Source organism: Allobosea sp. 05T438 (assembly GCF_056396025.1).
This window is the reverse complement of sequence record NZ_JBFTKQ010000010.1, coordinates 65,442-80,136: the sequence shown is the minus strand read 5'-3', so window position 1 is coordinate 80,136 and position 14,695 is coordinate 65,442. Positions and strand designations below refer to the sequence as shown.

The 14,695-nt window shown below is 62.4% G+C and carries 12 protein-coding genes; 1 reads left to right on the top strand and 11 read right to left on the bottom strand.

From position 1 onward, the window contains the following. Position 1: 1 nt before the first annotated feature. The gene (locus AC1DIN_RS19395) at positions 2–1,270 is read right to left on the bottom strand and encodes a metallophosphoesterase family protein (RefSeq protein ID WP_476810975.1); all 1,269 of its coding nucleotides are present in this window, start codon (positions 1,268–1,270) and stop codon (positions 2–4) included. Between the two features lie 191 nt (positions 1,271–1,461). Here AC1DIN_RS19395 and AC1DIN_RS19390 point away from each other — a divergent pair, with 191 nt between their 5' ends. Continuing rightward, positions 1,462–1,695, top strand: a complete 234-nt coding sequence (locus AC1DIN_RS19390; protein WP_441471869.1) for a glycine betaine ABC transporter substrate-binding protein — start codon at positions 1,462–1,464, stop codon at positions 1,693–1,695. 74 nt (positions 1,696–1,769) lie between these two features. Here the strand turns inward: AC1DIN_RS19390 and AC1DIN_RS19385 are convergent, their stop codons facing one another. From AC1DIN_RS19385 to AC1DIN_RS19340, 10 genes are all read right to left on the bottom strand, one after another. Next, positions 1,770–2,984 carry a GGDEF domain-containing protein gene (locus AC1DIN_RS19385; RefSeq protein ID WP_476810974.1) on the bottom strand — a complete coding sequence of 405 codons (1,215 nt, stop codon included), beginning with the start codon at positions 2,982–2,984 and terminating at the stop codon, positions 1,770–1,772. A 267-nt stretch (positions 2,985–3,251) separates the two neighbouring features. After that, positions 3,252–4,394, bottom strand: a complete 1,143-nt coding sequence (locus tag AC1DIN_RS19380; RefSeq protein ID WP_476810973.1) for an MFS transporter — start codon at positions 4,392–4,394, stop codon at positions 3,252–3,254. A gap of 71 nt (positions 4,395–4,465) precedes the next feature. Then, the gene (locus tag AC1DIN_RS19375) at positions 4,466–5,452 is read right to left on the bottom strand and encodes an ABC transporter ATP-binding protein (RefSeq protein WP_476810972.1); all 987 of its coding nucleotides are present in this window, start codon (positions 5,450–5,452) and stop codon (positions 4,466–4,468) included. Beyond that, complete coding sequence (locus tag AC1DIN_RS19370; RefSeq protein ID WP_441471865.1) at positions 5,445–6,449, bottom strand: ABC transporter ATP-binding protein; 1,005 nt, start codon at positions 6,447–6,449, stop codon at positions 5,445–5,447. Before AC1DIN_RS19370 ends, AC1DIN_RS19375 begins: the two co-directional genes overlap by 8 nt. A gap of 2 nt (positions 6,450–6,451) precedes the next feature. Continuing rightward, the gene (locus tag AC1DIN_RS19365) at positions 6,452–7,291 is read right to left on the bottom strand and encodes an ABC transporter permease (RefSeq protein ID WP_441471864.1); all 840 of its coding nucleotides are present in this window, start codon (positions 7,289–7,291) and stop codon (positions 6,452–6,454) included. Continuing rightward, positions 7,291–8,295, bottom strand: a complete 1,005-nt coding sequence (locus tag AC1DIN_RS19360; protein WP_476810971.1) for an ABC transporter permease — start codon at positions 8,293–8,295, stop codon at positions 7,291–7,293. The genes AC1DIN_RS19365 and AC1DIN_RS19360 overlap by 1 nt, the downstream gene beginning before the upstream one ends. 34 nt (positions 8,296–8,329) lie before the next feature. Further along, the gene (locus AC1DIN_RS19355; protein ID WP_476810970.1) at positions 8,330–9,898 is read right to left on the bottom strand and encodes an ABC transporter substrate-binding protein; all 1,569 of its coding nucleotides are present in this window, start codon (positions 9,896–9,898) and stop codon (positions 8,330–8,332) included. 23 nt (positions 9,899–9,921) lie between these two features. Beyond that, positions 9,922–10,665 (bottom strand): SDR family NAD(P)-dependent oxidoreductase, encoded by a 744-nt coding sequence (locus tag AC1DIN_RS19350; protein WP_476810969.1) that lies wholly within the window; start codon positions 10,663–10,665, stop codon positions 9,922–9,924. Then, entirely contained in the window at positions 10,662–12,650 is a 1,989-nt protein-coding gene (locus AC1DIN_RS19345; protein ID WP_476810968.1) for a hydantoinase B/oxoprolinase family protein, read from the bottom strand. Before AC1DIN_RS19345 ends, AC1DIN_RS19350 begins: the two co-directional genes overlap by 4 nt. After that, positions 12,650–14,695 carry a hydantoinase/oxoprolinase family protein gene (locus tag AC1DIN_RS19340; RefSeq protein WP_476810967.1) on the bottom strand — a complete coding sequence of 682 codons (2,046 nt, stop codon included), beginning with the start codon at positions 14,693–14,695 and terminating at the stop codon, positions 12,650–12,652. The genes AC1DIN_RS19345 and AC1DIN_RS19340 overlap by 1 nt, the downstream gene beginning before the upstream one ends.

The following is a 14,695-nucleotide window of genomic DNA, read 5'->3' as shown; positions in this document are numbered from 1 at the left end:
CTCAGCCCCCCTCGCCCGCCGCCTGCAGCCGCGCGACCACCGTTTCCGCGCCGTCGCGGGCGAGGCGTGCGACACGCTCCCGGAAGGCGTCCTCGTCGGCGCCCAGCACGTCGCGGCATTCCTGTGGAAGCTGGCCCCGGATTTCCTCGGCCATGCCGGCCAGCGTGGCTGTGAAGGCATCGGAGCCGAGGATCTGCTCCTCGATCAGGCGATGGAGATCGGTGAGCGGGTCGCCCCGCGTCTCACCCGGCAGCGCGGGCGGCTGGCAGGAGATCTCCAGCTTCTCCACCCAGCATGAGCCGATGGCGGCAGCCCGGTCGTCGGCCTCGGTCTTCAACAGGTCCATGTCGCGGCGGATGCGCCAGGCCAGCGGCGTCGCTCCCACGACCTGCAGTCGCGCGACCAGGTGCGCGGAATCGATCGCGCTGCGTGTCGCCTCCAGAGCTAGCGCGACGCCCGACACCAGCTCCCGCCAATCCTCCATCCCGGTCGCGTCGACCGTGACCCGCTCGAACTGCGCGACGCTGGTCACGCGTTCCTCGATGCTGATGGAACGGTCGTCGCCGACCGCGACCAGCGAGACGGATTTCGATCCGGCCTCGTTGATATCGCGCCCCTGCGGCATGCCCGGCACCGCGATCATGCAGGCATCGTCGACAATGGCGCGCTTGTGGATATGGCCGAGCGCCCAGTAGCGAAAGCCCGTCGCCCGGAGGTCGGCCAGGCTGCAGGGCGCATAGAGGTCGTGGCCCGGGGTGCCGGCCAGGCTGGTGTGCAACATGCCGATATTGACCGCGCCCTCCACCGGCGGCCGGTACTTGCCGAGCAGGCTGTCCGGAGCATGCGGCTGCGCAAAGCTCAGCCCATGGACCACAATCGGAACCCGCCCCGCCGGGCCGGGAAGCTCCAGCGCCTCGGCGCGACCGCCGAAGACCTTGACCGAGTCCGGAAGCACCAACTCCTTCGTGATCCGCGACATCGCGTCATGGTTGCCGCGGATGATGAAGGTGTCGATGCCGGCTTGATCGAGCCGCCGGAGTTGCTCGGCCAGAAAGCGCGCCGTCTTCATCGAGCTCTGATCGCCATCATAAAGGTCGCCAGCGATCAACAGCGCGTCGACCTGCTCTGCGAGGCAGAGATCGATGATCCGCACGAAGGCATGTCGCGTCGCATTGCCGACCAGCTCCGCCAAATCTGGATCCCTGAGCGCAAGTGAACGCAGCGGGGAATCGAGGTGGATATCGGCGGCGTGGACGAAACGAAAAGTCACCGGATCTCCATGTTGCAGCGCTCTAGCCAACTCTCATTATCTCGGCCGGTGCTTGCTCTTCAATGCAAAGCAGCCGGTACGTCTCGATTGGAATGGCCTTACCCACGAGGCGCCAGAACCTGGACGCTTCCGCTGCACTTGGAAGCGAAAGTTGCTTGATCGGGTGGAGCGGTCTCCTGATCTGGGAAAGCGTGAGCCTTTACGTCGTCGAACACCAGCTCGACAAATTCGGCCTGAAGGGCACCGTCAAGTCAGCGCGCGGCGCATACGAGGCGCTGATGGCCGAGGTGATCGCGCGGGTGATGCGCGGCGAGCCGACGCTCTACTACGACTGGGGCCCGTCCTGGGTGATGGGCAAGCTGGTGCCCGGCAAGGACGTCGTCTGGCTGCCGGCGCCCTTCGACTCGCGGTGCCCCCGAACATGAAGGTTTCAGCGAGTGCCCTGGTGCCAGGCGTCAAGGGCTGCGTCGGCGGACAGGATCCCGGCTCATCATTTTGGCTAACTCGCCTTCAACTTGATAAGGTCGACTGGCCCGCGATGGCCGGCCGCTTGCCCATGCATCTGCGCCCGGAAAATCCCATCCCCGGAGCTGATCGCAACCTGATTGCGGCCATTGCCCTTGGCTGCATAGAGGGCCTCATCGGCAGAATGCAAAAGCGCTTCGAAGGCTTCGATGCCCTCTGAATATGCGACACCCGCGCTCACAGTGCACCCAAAGGCCCCGCGGCTTGTGTGAAAGATTTTGCTCCCAAGGCCCAGGCGGATTTCGTCGGCCAACATCGCAGCCATGACGAGCGACGTATCAGGCAGCAGCAATGCAAACTCCTCACCCCCCATACGGGCGGAGAGGCCACTTCTTGGTGTATTGGTCGCGAGGGTGCTCCCGAAAAAGCGCAGGACTTCATCTCCAGCCGCATGGCCATGGCTGTCGTTAATGCCCTTGAACCGATCGACGTCGAATAAGACGATTGTCGCGGGCCCTTTGATCTCGCCAGCCATGCGCCGGAGGAGCGCCCGCCGATTCAGCAGCCCCGTCAGCGCATCCGTTTCCGCATCCTGCTTGTGCCCTCGGGCGAGCCGCGACTGATTGAGAGCAAGAGACAACGCGCCGATGCCCGCGAGTGTCGTCAGGCAAATGACGATGTTCAGATCCTCGGCCCAGTTGTCGGGCGCGGACGCCAAGATCCAGTGCCCGCCGAGAAGCAGAAGCGCCGCGCAGGGCACGAAGGAGGTGGCAGTCAGGAGGTAAAGGCCGCTCAGCGCCGTTATCGCGAAGCGATCCTCGGCGCGTCCACGCCAGTAATCCCGAGCGGTGATCAGAAGGATTGTTGCCGCAGCCAGATTCAAGATGATGATCGATGCGCCGTTGTAGCCGGATAGCATGGGAACGGCCATCGCAGTCGAGGAGCCGATAGCCATGAGGCTCATCACCTTCCAAGGCAGGCGCTTCGAGCGAAACTCTCGTCCAGCCCCATAGACACATGCCAGACCGACCAGCAGGGCGGTGTAGCCCATTGTGCMCACAACGGGTGAAAGCGAGCGAGTGTACGAGCTGTAGCCAAATACGCCCAACGCCATGAGCGAGACGCCGATCGTCCAGACGATGAGGAAACGCTCACTGCGAGTGACCAGCCAGTTCACGAAGAATGCCGCCGCGAGGCCGAGCGCCGACAGCGAAAATGCCGTGAAAAGTGAACCTTGATCGAGAAGCACAGCGCGTCCGCGGTCCGAGAGCTTGGGACGTCAGTCTGCGAGAGCCGGCGATTAGGAAGCGTTAAAATGGCGCGTGCACATGTGCGGTTTCCAGAGGTCCTTTATCGCCCCCTCTCGCCGCTCGATTCCGCTAGCAAGGTGCCAGACCTTCGGTTGCCCCATGATGGACCAACGTTGCCCGGGTCCGGCGGAAATGGCGAGATCGATATCTCCCAGGGAACCTCGCTGAAAGCAGACACACCACAGGCAGCCTCTGAAGCGCGAGCTTCATTCCTCAGGCACGAGGATCAAGCACGCCACTCCGGAAAGCGCACAGGCGAAGAAGCCAAGGTCGAAACGGGACGTAAAGCTTAGTGTCATCGCAAATGCTGATGGCGCGACGACGTAACCGAGGAAAATGACGAGGGTGGCAGCGGAAGAAGCCTCCCGAACGAGTGTAGGAGGACAAGCCCGGGCGATTTCGGACAACTGGACACCGTTCCAGCTAGATACAGTGATGCCCGCGACCGCAGCGATGATGCAATAGACCGGGAAAGGCCATTCGGGCGTCGCCAGGGCCAATGTCAGGGAGGTCACACCTGACGCCAACCCGATCAAGCGCAACAGCAATCGTGGAACTCCAAGCCGATCGGAGAGCCAACCGAGAAAAACACGACCGGCGATGCTGGTTGCTTGCATCAATGCGTACAGCGCTCCGGCGGTCTCGAGGCTGTAGCCGAGCTGCGAGACCGCATACGTCATGAGATAGGCGAACCAGATCCCCTGCCCGATCGCCAGGCAAGCGCCCGCTGCCGCCAGACGAAACAAGGTCGACGAAGCTGTCAGCGTTCTGATCGGTGTCACCAGATTGGAGACGGAGAGGATCACCCCCAATCCAAACTTCAGTCCCCTCTCCCGATCTCGATCAAGCGCCTCTCGCATCGGCTGGACACTGGCGATGATGGCAAGCACGAAGACCGCAGAAGCAAGGAGGGCGATGCGCCAACCATAGGTTGCTGCGAGAGGAGGTAGTGCGAGCCCCGCAATGACTCCTCCGAGCGGCACTCCAGCCTGCTTGATCGAGAAAATCATGCTGCGACGGCCATGAGGTGCTGTGCGATGCAGGACATCGTTGCCCGCGGGCGACGATGGTCCGTACCCCACACCGATGAGCAGCGCGGCAATGCAGGCCGTCACCGTCCAGCTCGGCAGAAAGAGCGCCAGACCCAGGATTCCGATCATCAGCCCGACTTGGAGGGCTCGCACTGAACCGAGAGCTCTCAGATAGGGCGCACCCAAGGCAAGAAAGAGGATCGAACCGAGCGTGTTGAGGCTGGCAAGATACCCCACCACCGAAGCCGACCAGCCTCGCTCCTCGGCGAGAATGGGTGCAATGGTCGGGGGAATCCGGCTGAGGAACGCGGTGGCCATTTGAACCGCAACCATGGTCGCGAGAGCAAGCTGCCATGAAGGAGCGGCTACAGCTTTGAAGAGACCGGGCCTCACACGTTCAACTCGCGCCAGCGCAAGCATGCAACGCCGTGACCATCTTTGTCATCAAGTTCCGGTTGAGTGTCGGCACACTCCGATGTCGCGTACTGGCAACGCGTACGGAAGCGACACCCACTCGGAACATTGGACGGATCAGGCGGCTCACCTTGCAGCGAGAAATTCTCAGTAATGCGAGGCCCGCCGATCCGAGGTGCAGCCGACAGTAGCGCCTGTGTGTAGGGATGGCGCGGTGCGGCAAAAACCTCGGCGGTCCGCCCGATCTCAACGATTCTCCCGAGATACATGACGATGACGCGGTCGCAGATCGACTCCACGACAGCTAGGTCATGGCTGATGAAGAGGTAGGTCAGATCGAATTCTGACTTGAGGTCGCGGAACAGCCGCAGCACGGTCGCCTGCACCGAAACGTCCAGTCCCGACGTGGGCTCGTCGAAGATGACCAGTTCCGGCCCGAGAACCAGGATCCGAGCCAGACCAACCCGCCGCTGTTGGCCGCCGCTGATTTCATGCGGATAGAGATCCAGGTGCTCAACGGGCAGTCCAACCGCCTTGACGATCTCCCTGACCTTTTCCTCCCGCTTTTCCCTCGACCAGTCGGTGTGAATAATCAGTGGCTCGTGGAGCGAGCGGCGCAGTGTCCAGCGTGGGTCGAGGGAAGCGCCCGGATCCTGATAGACATACTGAAGACGCGCACGGATTTTGGAAGCACGCTTCTGGCCCGGCGAGGCAATTCTCTCGCCCAGCATCCGGACTTCGCCCTCACTTGGCTCGTGGATGCCCATGAGCGTCTTGCCGAGCGTGGACTTGCCGCAGCCGGATTCGCCGACAATTCCCAGAATTTCGCCAGGCTCGACGGCGAAGGAAACATCGTCCAGCGCGCGCAGGCTGCCAACCTTCCGGTTCAGGAACCCTCGGACAGGGAAGTGCCGGGCCAGGTTGTCGACTTCGAGGATGGGGGGATTGTTGGCGTCAGACATGCGCAGCCTCCGCCTCGGCCGACCAGGGATGATGACACGCAACGGCGTGGCCATTGGGCTCGGCAATCAGCGTCGGCCTGCTATCGTGACAAACGTCCGTTGCGCGGGGGCAGCGTGGATTGAAGCGGCAACCGTTTGGGGCGTTGAGCGGACTGGGAACACCGCCGGGAATTCCGACAGGATCACGCCCGGGCGCGGGCAAACTATCGAGCAACATGCGCGTATAAGGATGGCGGGGATCGCCGAAGAATTGCTCGCGCGGCGCTATTTCCGCAGTCTGCCCAGCATACATTACCACCACGCGGTCGCAGATTTCCCAGGCCGCGCCGAGATCATGGGTCGTGAACAGGACTGAAACGCCTCGTTCGACCGCCAGCCGCCGCAGCAACCCCAGGATCTGCGCCTGGACCGTCACATCCAAAGCAGTTGTAGGCTCGTCGGCGATGATCATCCGAGGTTGAGGAAGAAGCGCCATGGCAATCATCACCCGCTGCCGCTGGCCGCCCGATAGCTGGTGAGGATACTTGTCCAGAATCGCCTTCGGCTGCGGCAACTGCACCGCATCGAGCATGGCGATGGCGCTTGCTTCATCTGCCTTGCGCGAACGGCCGAAGCTCCCCTTTTCGTCCCGAGGGGCTTTGAAGCGCATCAGGTCGTGGATCTGGGTGCCGATCCGAAACAGAGGATTGAAGCTCGCAAAGGGGTCCTGCGGGACAAAGGTAACGACACGGCCCCGCAGATGCTCGGCCGCCTTTCCTCCCGAGAGCATATCGACACCGTCCAGCCGGATGTGCCCGCTGTTGATCTCCGTCTGGCCTTCGGGAAGCGTTCCCAGGATCGCACGGGCAAGCGTTGACTTGCCACAGCCGGATTCGCCGACCAGTCCGACGATTTCACCAGGCTTCACGCTGAGATCGATCCGATCGAGGACCTTGGCGAGACCTTTTTCCGTTCGAAAGCCCAGGGACAGGGCCTGAATGTCGAGGAGATTGCTCATGATCAGACACTGCGCCGCGTACGCGGGTCCAGAATGTCGCGCAGGCCGTCGCCAAAGAGATTGAAGCCCAGCACCGTCAGGAAGATCGCGATGCCCGGAGCGAGAGCGTACCACCAGGCTTCGGGGAGAAACTCACGACTTTCCGCAATCATCCGCCCCCATTCGGGGGTGGGCGGCGGCGCGCCAAGCCCCAGGAAGCCAAGCGTTGCCGCGGTCAGAATCGTCGCGCCCATGCCAATCGACGTCCGGACGATGATGGGCGAAGCGATGTTCGGCAGGATGTGTAGGACGATGACGCGCCAAGGCGATGCACCGAGCGCGACCGCAGACTCCACGAAGACCTCATTCCGCATGGATCGCGTCTCGGCATAGACCAGCCGCGCCCAGAACGGCCAATATGTCAAAGATAGCGCCAGAATGACGTTCTCGATCGATGGTCCGAGCGTCTGCGCGATCGCGATGGCCAGAACGATCTGGGGCACCGCAAGGAAGATCTCGGCGATCCGCATCAGCGCATCGCTGACCCAGTTCTGGTAATAGCCGGCGATAAGACCGATCGGTACGCCGATGACGAGCGCCGAGCCGACGGCAATCCCCGCCAGCATCAGCGTGATCCGGGCGCCGAACAGCATTCGGCTGAAGATGTCGCTGCCCATCCGGTCTGTGCCGAAAAGCGCGGTGGCCGATGGCGGTTGAAGCCGGTTCCCGATGTGGAAATCGAAGACATCGTTCGGAAATGGGGCCAGCAGCGGCGCAAACACCGCAGTCAGCACGAGAAGGCCCAGCAGGCTCAATCCGATGAATGCGGCTTTATCTTTGGCAAAGCGTTTCAGGAGATCCATCAGGCCGCACCTCGCGGGTCGATCGCAGCCTGCAGCATGTCGACCAGCAGATTGATCAGGACGAAGAGTGCGCCCGTGCAGAGGGTAAAGCCCATCACAGCGTTGTAGTCGGACTGCAGGATCGAGCGCACGGCATAGGCGCCCAAGCCGGGCCAATCAAAGACGGTCTCGACGACAACCGCGCCGGCGAGGAGGATACCAAAAATCAGTCCGAGCTGCGTGACGGTTGCGGTCAATGCCATGCGAAGCACGTATTTCCAGACAATCAGGCGACGAGGCAGCCCCATCGCGGTCTGGTAGGCCACAGACGGCGAGTTGATCACGCCGATAACGCCGTTTCTAGTAAAGCGGACGACGGTGGCCGCAGCGGGCAAAGCCAGGGTGAGTGTCGGCAAGACAATGTGCCTGAGTGCGGAGCCGATCATCTCGCGATCGCCTTCGATCATAGCGTCAACCAGCATGAGACCCGTTACCGGCTCGGGCGGAAATCCCTCAATGCGCCCGGAAAGCGGCAGCCATCCGAGTTTCATCGAGAAGAGGAACTGAAATTGCATCGCCAACCAGAAGGATGCCACAGCAAGGCCTGAAACCGTCACGACCCGAAGCACGTGGTCTATCCATGAATTCCGGTGCAGGCCGCAGAGCACGCCCAAGGGGATGCCGATGAGGCCTGCGATCAGGACGGCAAAGATCGTCAGCTCCAGCGTCGCGGGAAGACGAGAAGCGAGGTCGTCGACGATGGGCTGCTGGGTAAAGAGACTGGTGCCGAGATTGCCCTGCGCGATGTCGCGCAGGTAGTTCGCGAACTGAACCGGCAATGGCTTGTCAAACCCGAAGCGCTCCCGAACCTGCTGGACCTGCGCAACGGAAGCGTTCTCTCCCGCGGCCAAAACCGCGGGGTCGACGGGAATGACGCGCGACAGCACGAATACGATCGCGAGTAGCCCCACGAGCGTCGGCACGAACCAGAGCAATCGGTTCGCCACCATTGACAGCCAGTTCATGGCAACGCCTCCGGTTGGAAGAAGTCAGGACCGCTCAGCGCTTGAGAGATGCCCAGCGAATGTCCTGGCCGTTGCTGACCGGGGAGAAGCGGATGCCCTCGACCCTGCTCGAATAGGGTCCGTACCAACGCGTGTTGTAAACGAAGATGCCGGCGGCATCGTCGTTCACCATCTGGGTCATTTCCTCGTAGAGCTTGCGGCGTTCTTCCTGGCTACTTGAGACAAGGGCACGGTCGAGCCGCTTATCGAATTCGGGATTGCTGTAGTACGAGAAGGTGCGCGTGCCGTGATAGCGCGTGCCATACAGCTCCCCGACCCAGTTATTCGGATCGACGTAGTAGGTGCTCTTCCATAGCGGCACGATATCGGCCTGGGTGTCGGCCTTGCGCATACGGGTGGAGACGAGCGACCAGGGCGAAACCTCGACCACGACCTCGACCCCAATCTGGCGCAATGTGCTCTGAAACAGCGTCGCCGCCTGTTCGGATTCGCTGAAGCCGGCAAGGGCGTTGATGGTGATCGGGCGCAGCGGCTCCGTCACCTTCTTCAGCTCCTCGCGGGCCTTTTCGAGATTGTAACTGTAGCCCTTCAGGCCGGCCGGCGTGCCCCATATGTTGTTGGGGTTGGGTCCCGGATTCCGCGAGACCGAGTCCTTCATGATGCTCTTGATGAAACCGTCGTAGTCGAAGGCGTAGGCCAGCGCGCGGCGGAAATTCGGATTGTTCATCGGCGGTTTGGTGCAGTTCAACGCCAGGATGAACACCCTCATCGATTCCTGCTCGATGATCTGAACGTTGCTCGACTGCCGGAGCCGCTGGATCTGATCATAGGGAAGATAGCCGTCGGCGCCCTGGAAATCGCCGCGGATCAAGCCGAGCACGCGGGTGTTCGTCTCAAGGACCGTACGGAATTCAAGGTCGTCGAAGGGCTGGCCGGTCCACCCCGCAAAATGGTCGGTGAAGCGGCGTGCGGTAAAGCCCACGGCCGGGTCATGCCGACGAAGAGCATAGGATCCCGAGCCCGCCTCGTTGCGCGTGAGCCAGGCCTCGCCCCAGTCCCCATCCTTCTCATTGGCCTTCACCAGCGCGCTGTTGACCACGAGGATGTCGGGCACGGTGGTCAGGAAAATCGCGGATGGGCCATTCAGGTTGAAGACGACGGTATGAGCATCGGGCGCCTGTGTCGATCCTGGTTTGATGCTGTCGAGGTACAGGCTGGCCGGCCCCTTTTTGAGGGCGAGGATGCGCTCGATCGAGTAGACGACATCGGCAGATGTCAGCGGCTTGCCATCGTGGAACTTGGCGTTCTGCCGCAGCTTGAACGTGTAGACCTTGCCGTCATCCGAGACCGTATGGCTCTCCGCCAGCCATGGGATCATCTTGGGGGGATTGTCGACCCAGCGGTAGAGCCCGTCGTAGAGATTGAAACGCGACGCGGCACGGGCTGTATCAAAAATGGTATGCGGATCGAGGTTATCGTACGGGCTGTTGTTCGCGTAGACGAACTTGCCGCCAGCCTGAGCCAAAACTCCCTCGATCGAGAGCGATGCCAGGGCGACCGATCCCGCAACCGCTTTAAGTGCGTCTCTCCGTGTCGTCGTCATGCCGTCCCTCCATTGTTATCGTTTCAAGGGTTGCCGGTCACCGAAATGACCTGGCCTGTGATGAAGTCCGCATAGTCGGAGGCGAGGAACATGACCGTGTAGGCGATGTCCTGCGGCGTCCCCGGCCGACGCCGCGCCGTGTTGGCAATCATGTTTTCCTGCCGCTCGGCCGAATATGATTGCCACTGCCGCTCATAGTCCGGGCTCGTTCGCTGGAAGCCGGGGGCAACCGCGTTGACCGTGATCCCGAATGGCCCAAGTTCCTGCCCGAGCTGGCGCGCCAGCCCGATCTCGCCGGCCTTAGCGGAGGCATAAGCCTGAATCCCTGTCAGCGAGGTGCGCAGCCCGGCACCGCTGGCGATCAGAACGATCCGCCCCTTGCCGCGCGCCTTCATGCCGGTGCAAACCGCCTGGGACGACAAGAAGGCGCCCGTCAAATTGACGTCGAGCACAGCGCGCCAGTCGGCCTCCTCGACATCCTCCAGCGGCTTCGCGCTCTGCCCCAGCACCCCGCCCGCCACATAGACCAGGACGTCAGGCGCTCGCCCGCCGATCCTCTCGACCTCCACAACCCACCGGTTGACGGCCGCCTTGTCGAGCAGATCGAGCTGCGTCGCATGCGCCGGCAGGCCGGCCATCTCCTCTTTGAGCCGGTCTGCCGCGAAAACATTGGCGCCCCTCGCCGCAAATTCCTCGACGATGCCTCGGCCGATGCCACGGGCCGCTCCAGCCACCAGCACAGTCTGGTTGACGAACTCGATATTCATGCCGCGTCCTCCAGATGACGAGGCACGATCTGCGGGTACTGTTCCAGAACACGGGCATAGGCCCGCTCCAGTGCCGCAACCGGATCATCCTTGGCGGCCGCATCGGCATTTACCGCAGCGAAGAGCTCATGCTTGACGAAGAAGCGCCACTCCACGGGAAGGGCAAACAAGTGCTCCGACAGGCGGTCCCAAACGGAATCCGACCAAATGCGCTCGAAGCTCAGCCTCTCGGGATCGAAGGTCATGCCTCCCATGCGTTCCCGTGGCGCCGATCGCAGAGCCTTGGTGGCGGCCTCATCGACAACACCATCCTTGACGACCACGCCATAGGCCCTGGCGCCGCTTTCGGTGACCTTGCCCCCAAGGACGTCCTGCAAGACCTCGTGATCCGGACGTTCGAACGGGTCGCCCCAGCCACCTGCGCCTGCAGCTGAAATCGTCAGCACGTCACCCGGACCGCAGCGAACCACGTCAGTGTTCCCCAGGTGTTCCGGCTTCATGTTGCCGTTGGCGCGATGGAAGCTGCAGGTCGAGCCTGGCAATCCGCCTTCGAGGCCCCAGCAGGAGAAGCGAACGCGGTCGCGGTTTCGAGCTGTCACGACCGAGTTCGGCGTGAACATCTGAAAGGTCATCTGAGCCGCGAGGCCGCCACGATAGCGACCTGGGCCGCCTGAATCGGGCACCAGCTCGTAGCTTCTGACGCGTATCGGCACCTCCGCCTCGGTGATCTCGACAGGCGTATTCTTCAGGAACGAGTTCGAACCATCCTGCCCATCCTCGAACGAGCTTCCCCCACCGCCGCCGGTGATGGGGTTGATCGAGGCCATGGCCAGCCGACCTGTGCGACTGTCAGTGGTGCGTACGTTCAGGATACCGCCGCCGCCCGACGGGCCAGCGGGCAGGCGATCGGGCATCGCACGCGAGAAGGCACCGATGACCATGCCTTGAATGCGTGCGCACGTCAGGCTGCGCATGCCCGTGGCCGCCGGGTAGACCGGATTGACGACCGAGCCCTCCGGCAGAATGCACTGAACCGGACGCAGAAGCCCCATGTTGAGCGCGACCGTTCGATCGAGCGAGTAGACAACATAGTTGTAGCCGACGAGCGGCAGGATATGGCGCGGCAGGCCGCCGGTCGGCATATTCAGCGCCGACTGAAGCTGCGGGTCGCTGCCTGTGAAGTCGAAGGTCGCTTCGTCGCCCCGAACCTTGACCGACAGCTTCAGCCGGCATGGAACGCCCCCGGGGCTATCCTCGTCGATGTAATCGGTAAACTCGTAATCCCCATCCTGCATCGAGGCAAAGAGTTGACGCGCCTGCCTCTCGGCCAGATCGAGCACGCCATAAGTCGCGGCACAGACGGTCTCGACGCCAAAACGGGCGATCGCATCGCGGATCTTGCGCTCGCCGGTCTTCAGCGAGGCGATCTGGGCCTTGAGGTCGCCCCAGTTCTGATCGGGCATGCGGACATTGCGCAGCATAATGCGCAGCACGCTCTCGTTCATCGCCCCAGCTTCGACTAGCTTCATGGGCGGGATCCGAATTCCCTCCTGCTGCACCTCCGTCAGCGCGCGAGATAGCGAAGCCGGCACCGCACCGCCCATATCGGTATTGTGGATATGGCCCACTGCGAAGCAGACGATCCGATCTTCATGGAATACCGGCATCCAGAGATGGATATCGGGAGCGTGGGTGCAGACATAGCCGGAATACGGGTCGTTGGTGATGCAGATGTCACCAGGCTTGTAATCCGTGATAGCGTCGATCGCGCCCTTGTAGTCGAGGCCGATGAACCAGGTCGCGCCGAGGTCTTTCGGGCTGGCGAAGGTTTGCCCACAAGGCGTCGTCAGTCCGCTGGTAAAATCTTCCGTCTCCTTGACGAAGGCGGAATGCGCCGTCCGCAGAAGCGTGAATGCCATGCTTTCGGCCGCAGCCTCGAAATGGCTCTTCAGGACCTGCAGCGTGACAGGATCTAGCGCCGCCATCAGATCGCACTCCGCTTCAAGATCAGATTGCCGAAGCCATCGACATGGCCCTCGAAACCGGGCGGGGCCCAAGTCGTCGTGTCGTCTTGCAAAATCACGGCCGGGCCGGCGAAGGACGCGCCCGGGGACAGGTCGTTTCGATCAAAGAGACCGGCCTCGATCGTCGATCCTTGATGGACGATCGGAACCCGCTTCCTGGGCTGCACCTGCTGCAGCTTCAGCCCCTGTTCTGCGAACTCGGGCTTTGGTGTGCCCCCTGCAATGACCACACGGAGCGCAACGATCTGAACATCTGCCGCATCGTCCGAGTGATCATAGATTTCGGCGTGACGCTTATGGAACGCCGCAGCAATCGCGGCATGGTCGCCGTCGACGACCCAGGCCTCCTCCAAGGGCGTCTCGATCTCATAGGATTGGCCGCGGTAACGCATGTCGGCCGTGATCGACAGCGCGGCCTCGCCGGCATAGCCCTGCCCTTCGAAGAGCCAGGCGCGGGCTTCACTGGCGAGCTCATCCATCGCCTGGCGCAAGCTGTCGAACGAGCGCGGTCCGACATCGAGGAAGACCACACGCACGAAATCCGAACGCAGATCTGCAAGCAGGCCTCCAAGGGCAGCCAGCACACCTGGTGTTTGAGGGATGATGACGGACCGCATGCCCATGGCATCGGCCAGTAGGCAGCCGAGCATGGGACCAGCGCCACCGAATGCCAGAAGCGCATAGCCGCTCGGCTCTTCGCCAACCTGCGAGAACAGCCGGCTGGTTTCCCGGTACATGTTGGCGACAGCGAGCTGGATGATGGCTTCAGCCGCGCGTTCCGACGAGCGGTCGAGGCCTCTGGCAATTGGTTCAAGCGCCGCAAGCGCTCGGGATCGGTCAACGTTGACGGCGCCATATCCGAGCTCGCCGGCGCCCAGAACGCCGATGGTCGCGAAGGCATCGGTGATCGTTGCGCGCTCGCCACCACGGCCGTAGCAGGCCGGTCCAGGTGTCGATCCCGCGCTTTCAGGCCCGACGCGCAAAACACCCAACGTGTCCACGGAGGCAATCGAGCCTCCCCCGGCTCCAATCGAGGACACCGACACTGTCGGAAGATAGATCGGATACTCCCCGACGAGTTCGCCGGAGCGGAAGTCAGGCATCCCGTCCTTGAGCAGCGCGACATCGGCGCTTGTGCCGCCGATGTCGAGACTCATGACTCTGGAGAAGCCAGCCAGCTTGGCCGTGAAGCCTGCACCGATCACACCGGCAGCCGTGCCGGACAGCAGCATCTCGATGCTGCGCACCTTGCCAGCCGCGGCGGTCATGACGCCGCCGTTCGACTTGGTAATCATCGGGGCGGGACCGACCCCCCTCTCGATCAGAGCATCCTCGAGGCGGCCGATGTAATGGGACACCCGAGGCTGCACCGAGCCATGGATGCAGGCCGTGATGGTGCGCTCGTACTCTCGGACAATTGGCCAGATGTCGGCGGAGCAGAAAACCGGCAAGTCAGGTCGCAGGCGTTTGATTTCGGCTTTGACCAGCCTTTCATGTGCAGGGTTCTTGTAGCTGTGCAGCAAGGCGATCACGATCGCCTCGGCCCCGCTTGCCTCCAGTCGACCTAGAACGGCGGCGATCGCAGCCGGATCCGGAATGACCTCTGCAACGCCATCCGCATTGATGCGCTCCGGCAACGGCAACACGCGTTCTCTCGGCACCAAAGGAACCGGCCGGCGCGAGAACAGATCATAAGGATCCGGGATCTTCAGGCGCGCGAGCTCCAGGACGTCGCGAAAACCTTCGGTGACGATCAGTCCAAGCTTCGCGCCCTTGCCCTGAATGATGCTGTTCACGCCGACTGTAGAGCCATGGGTGAAGTAGCTGACCTGCGAAGGCGCGATGCCGAAGCGCTTTTCGATCTCATCCAGCCCCTGAAGGACCTCAGCTCCAGGAGCGTCCGGGCGCGACAGAACCTTGAGCGTCCGCAGATTCAGCGTCGCTTCGTCGAGCACGCTGAAATCGGTGAAGGTGCCGCCGATGTCGACTCCAATGCGATAGGCCAT

Excerpts from the sequence above, each read along its gene's own strand:
- AC1DIN_RS19380 (WP_476810973.1), bottom strand. The coding sequence starts at position 4,394 with ATGGCCACCGCGTTCCTCAGCCGGATTCCCCCGACCATTGCACCCATT.
- AC1DIN_RS19375 (WP_476810972.1), bottom strand. The coding sequence starts at position 5,452 with ATGTCTGACGCCAACAATCCCCCCATCCTCGAAGTCGACAACCTGGCC.
- AC1DIN_RS19370 (WP_441471865.1), bottom strand. The coding sequence starts at position 6,449 with ATGAGCAATCTCCTCGACATTCAGGCCCTGTCCCTGGGCTTTCGAACG.
- AC1DIN_RS19365 (WP_441471864.1), bottom strand. The coding sequence starts at position 7,291 with ATGGATCTCCTGAAACGCTTTGCCAAAGATAAAGCCGCATTCATCGGA.
- AC1DIN_RS19360 (WP_476810971.1), bottom strand. The coding sequence starts at position 8,295 with ATGAACTGGCTGTCAATGGTGGCGAACCGATTGCTCTGGTTCGTGCCG.
- AC1DIN_RS19355 (WP_476810970.1), bottom strand. The coding sequence starts at position 9,898 with ATGACGACGACACGGAGAGACGCACTTAAAGCGGTTGCGGGATCGGTC.
- AC1DIN_RS19350 (WP_476810969.1), bottom strand. The coding sequence starts at position 10,665 with ATGAATATCGAGTTCGTCAACCAGACTGTGCTGGTGGCTGGAGCGGCC.
- AC1DIN_RS19345 (WP_476810968.1), bottom strand. The coding sequence starts at position 12,650 with ATGGCGGCGCTAGATCCTGTCACGCTGCAGGTCCTGAAGAGCCATTTC.
- AC1DIN_RS19340 (WP_476810967.1), bottom strand. The coding sequence starts at position 14,695 with ATGGCCTATCGCATTGGAGTCGACATCGGCGGCACCTTCACCGATTTC.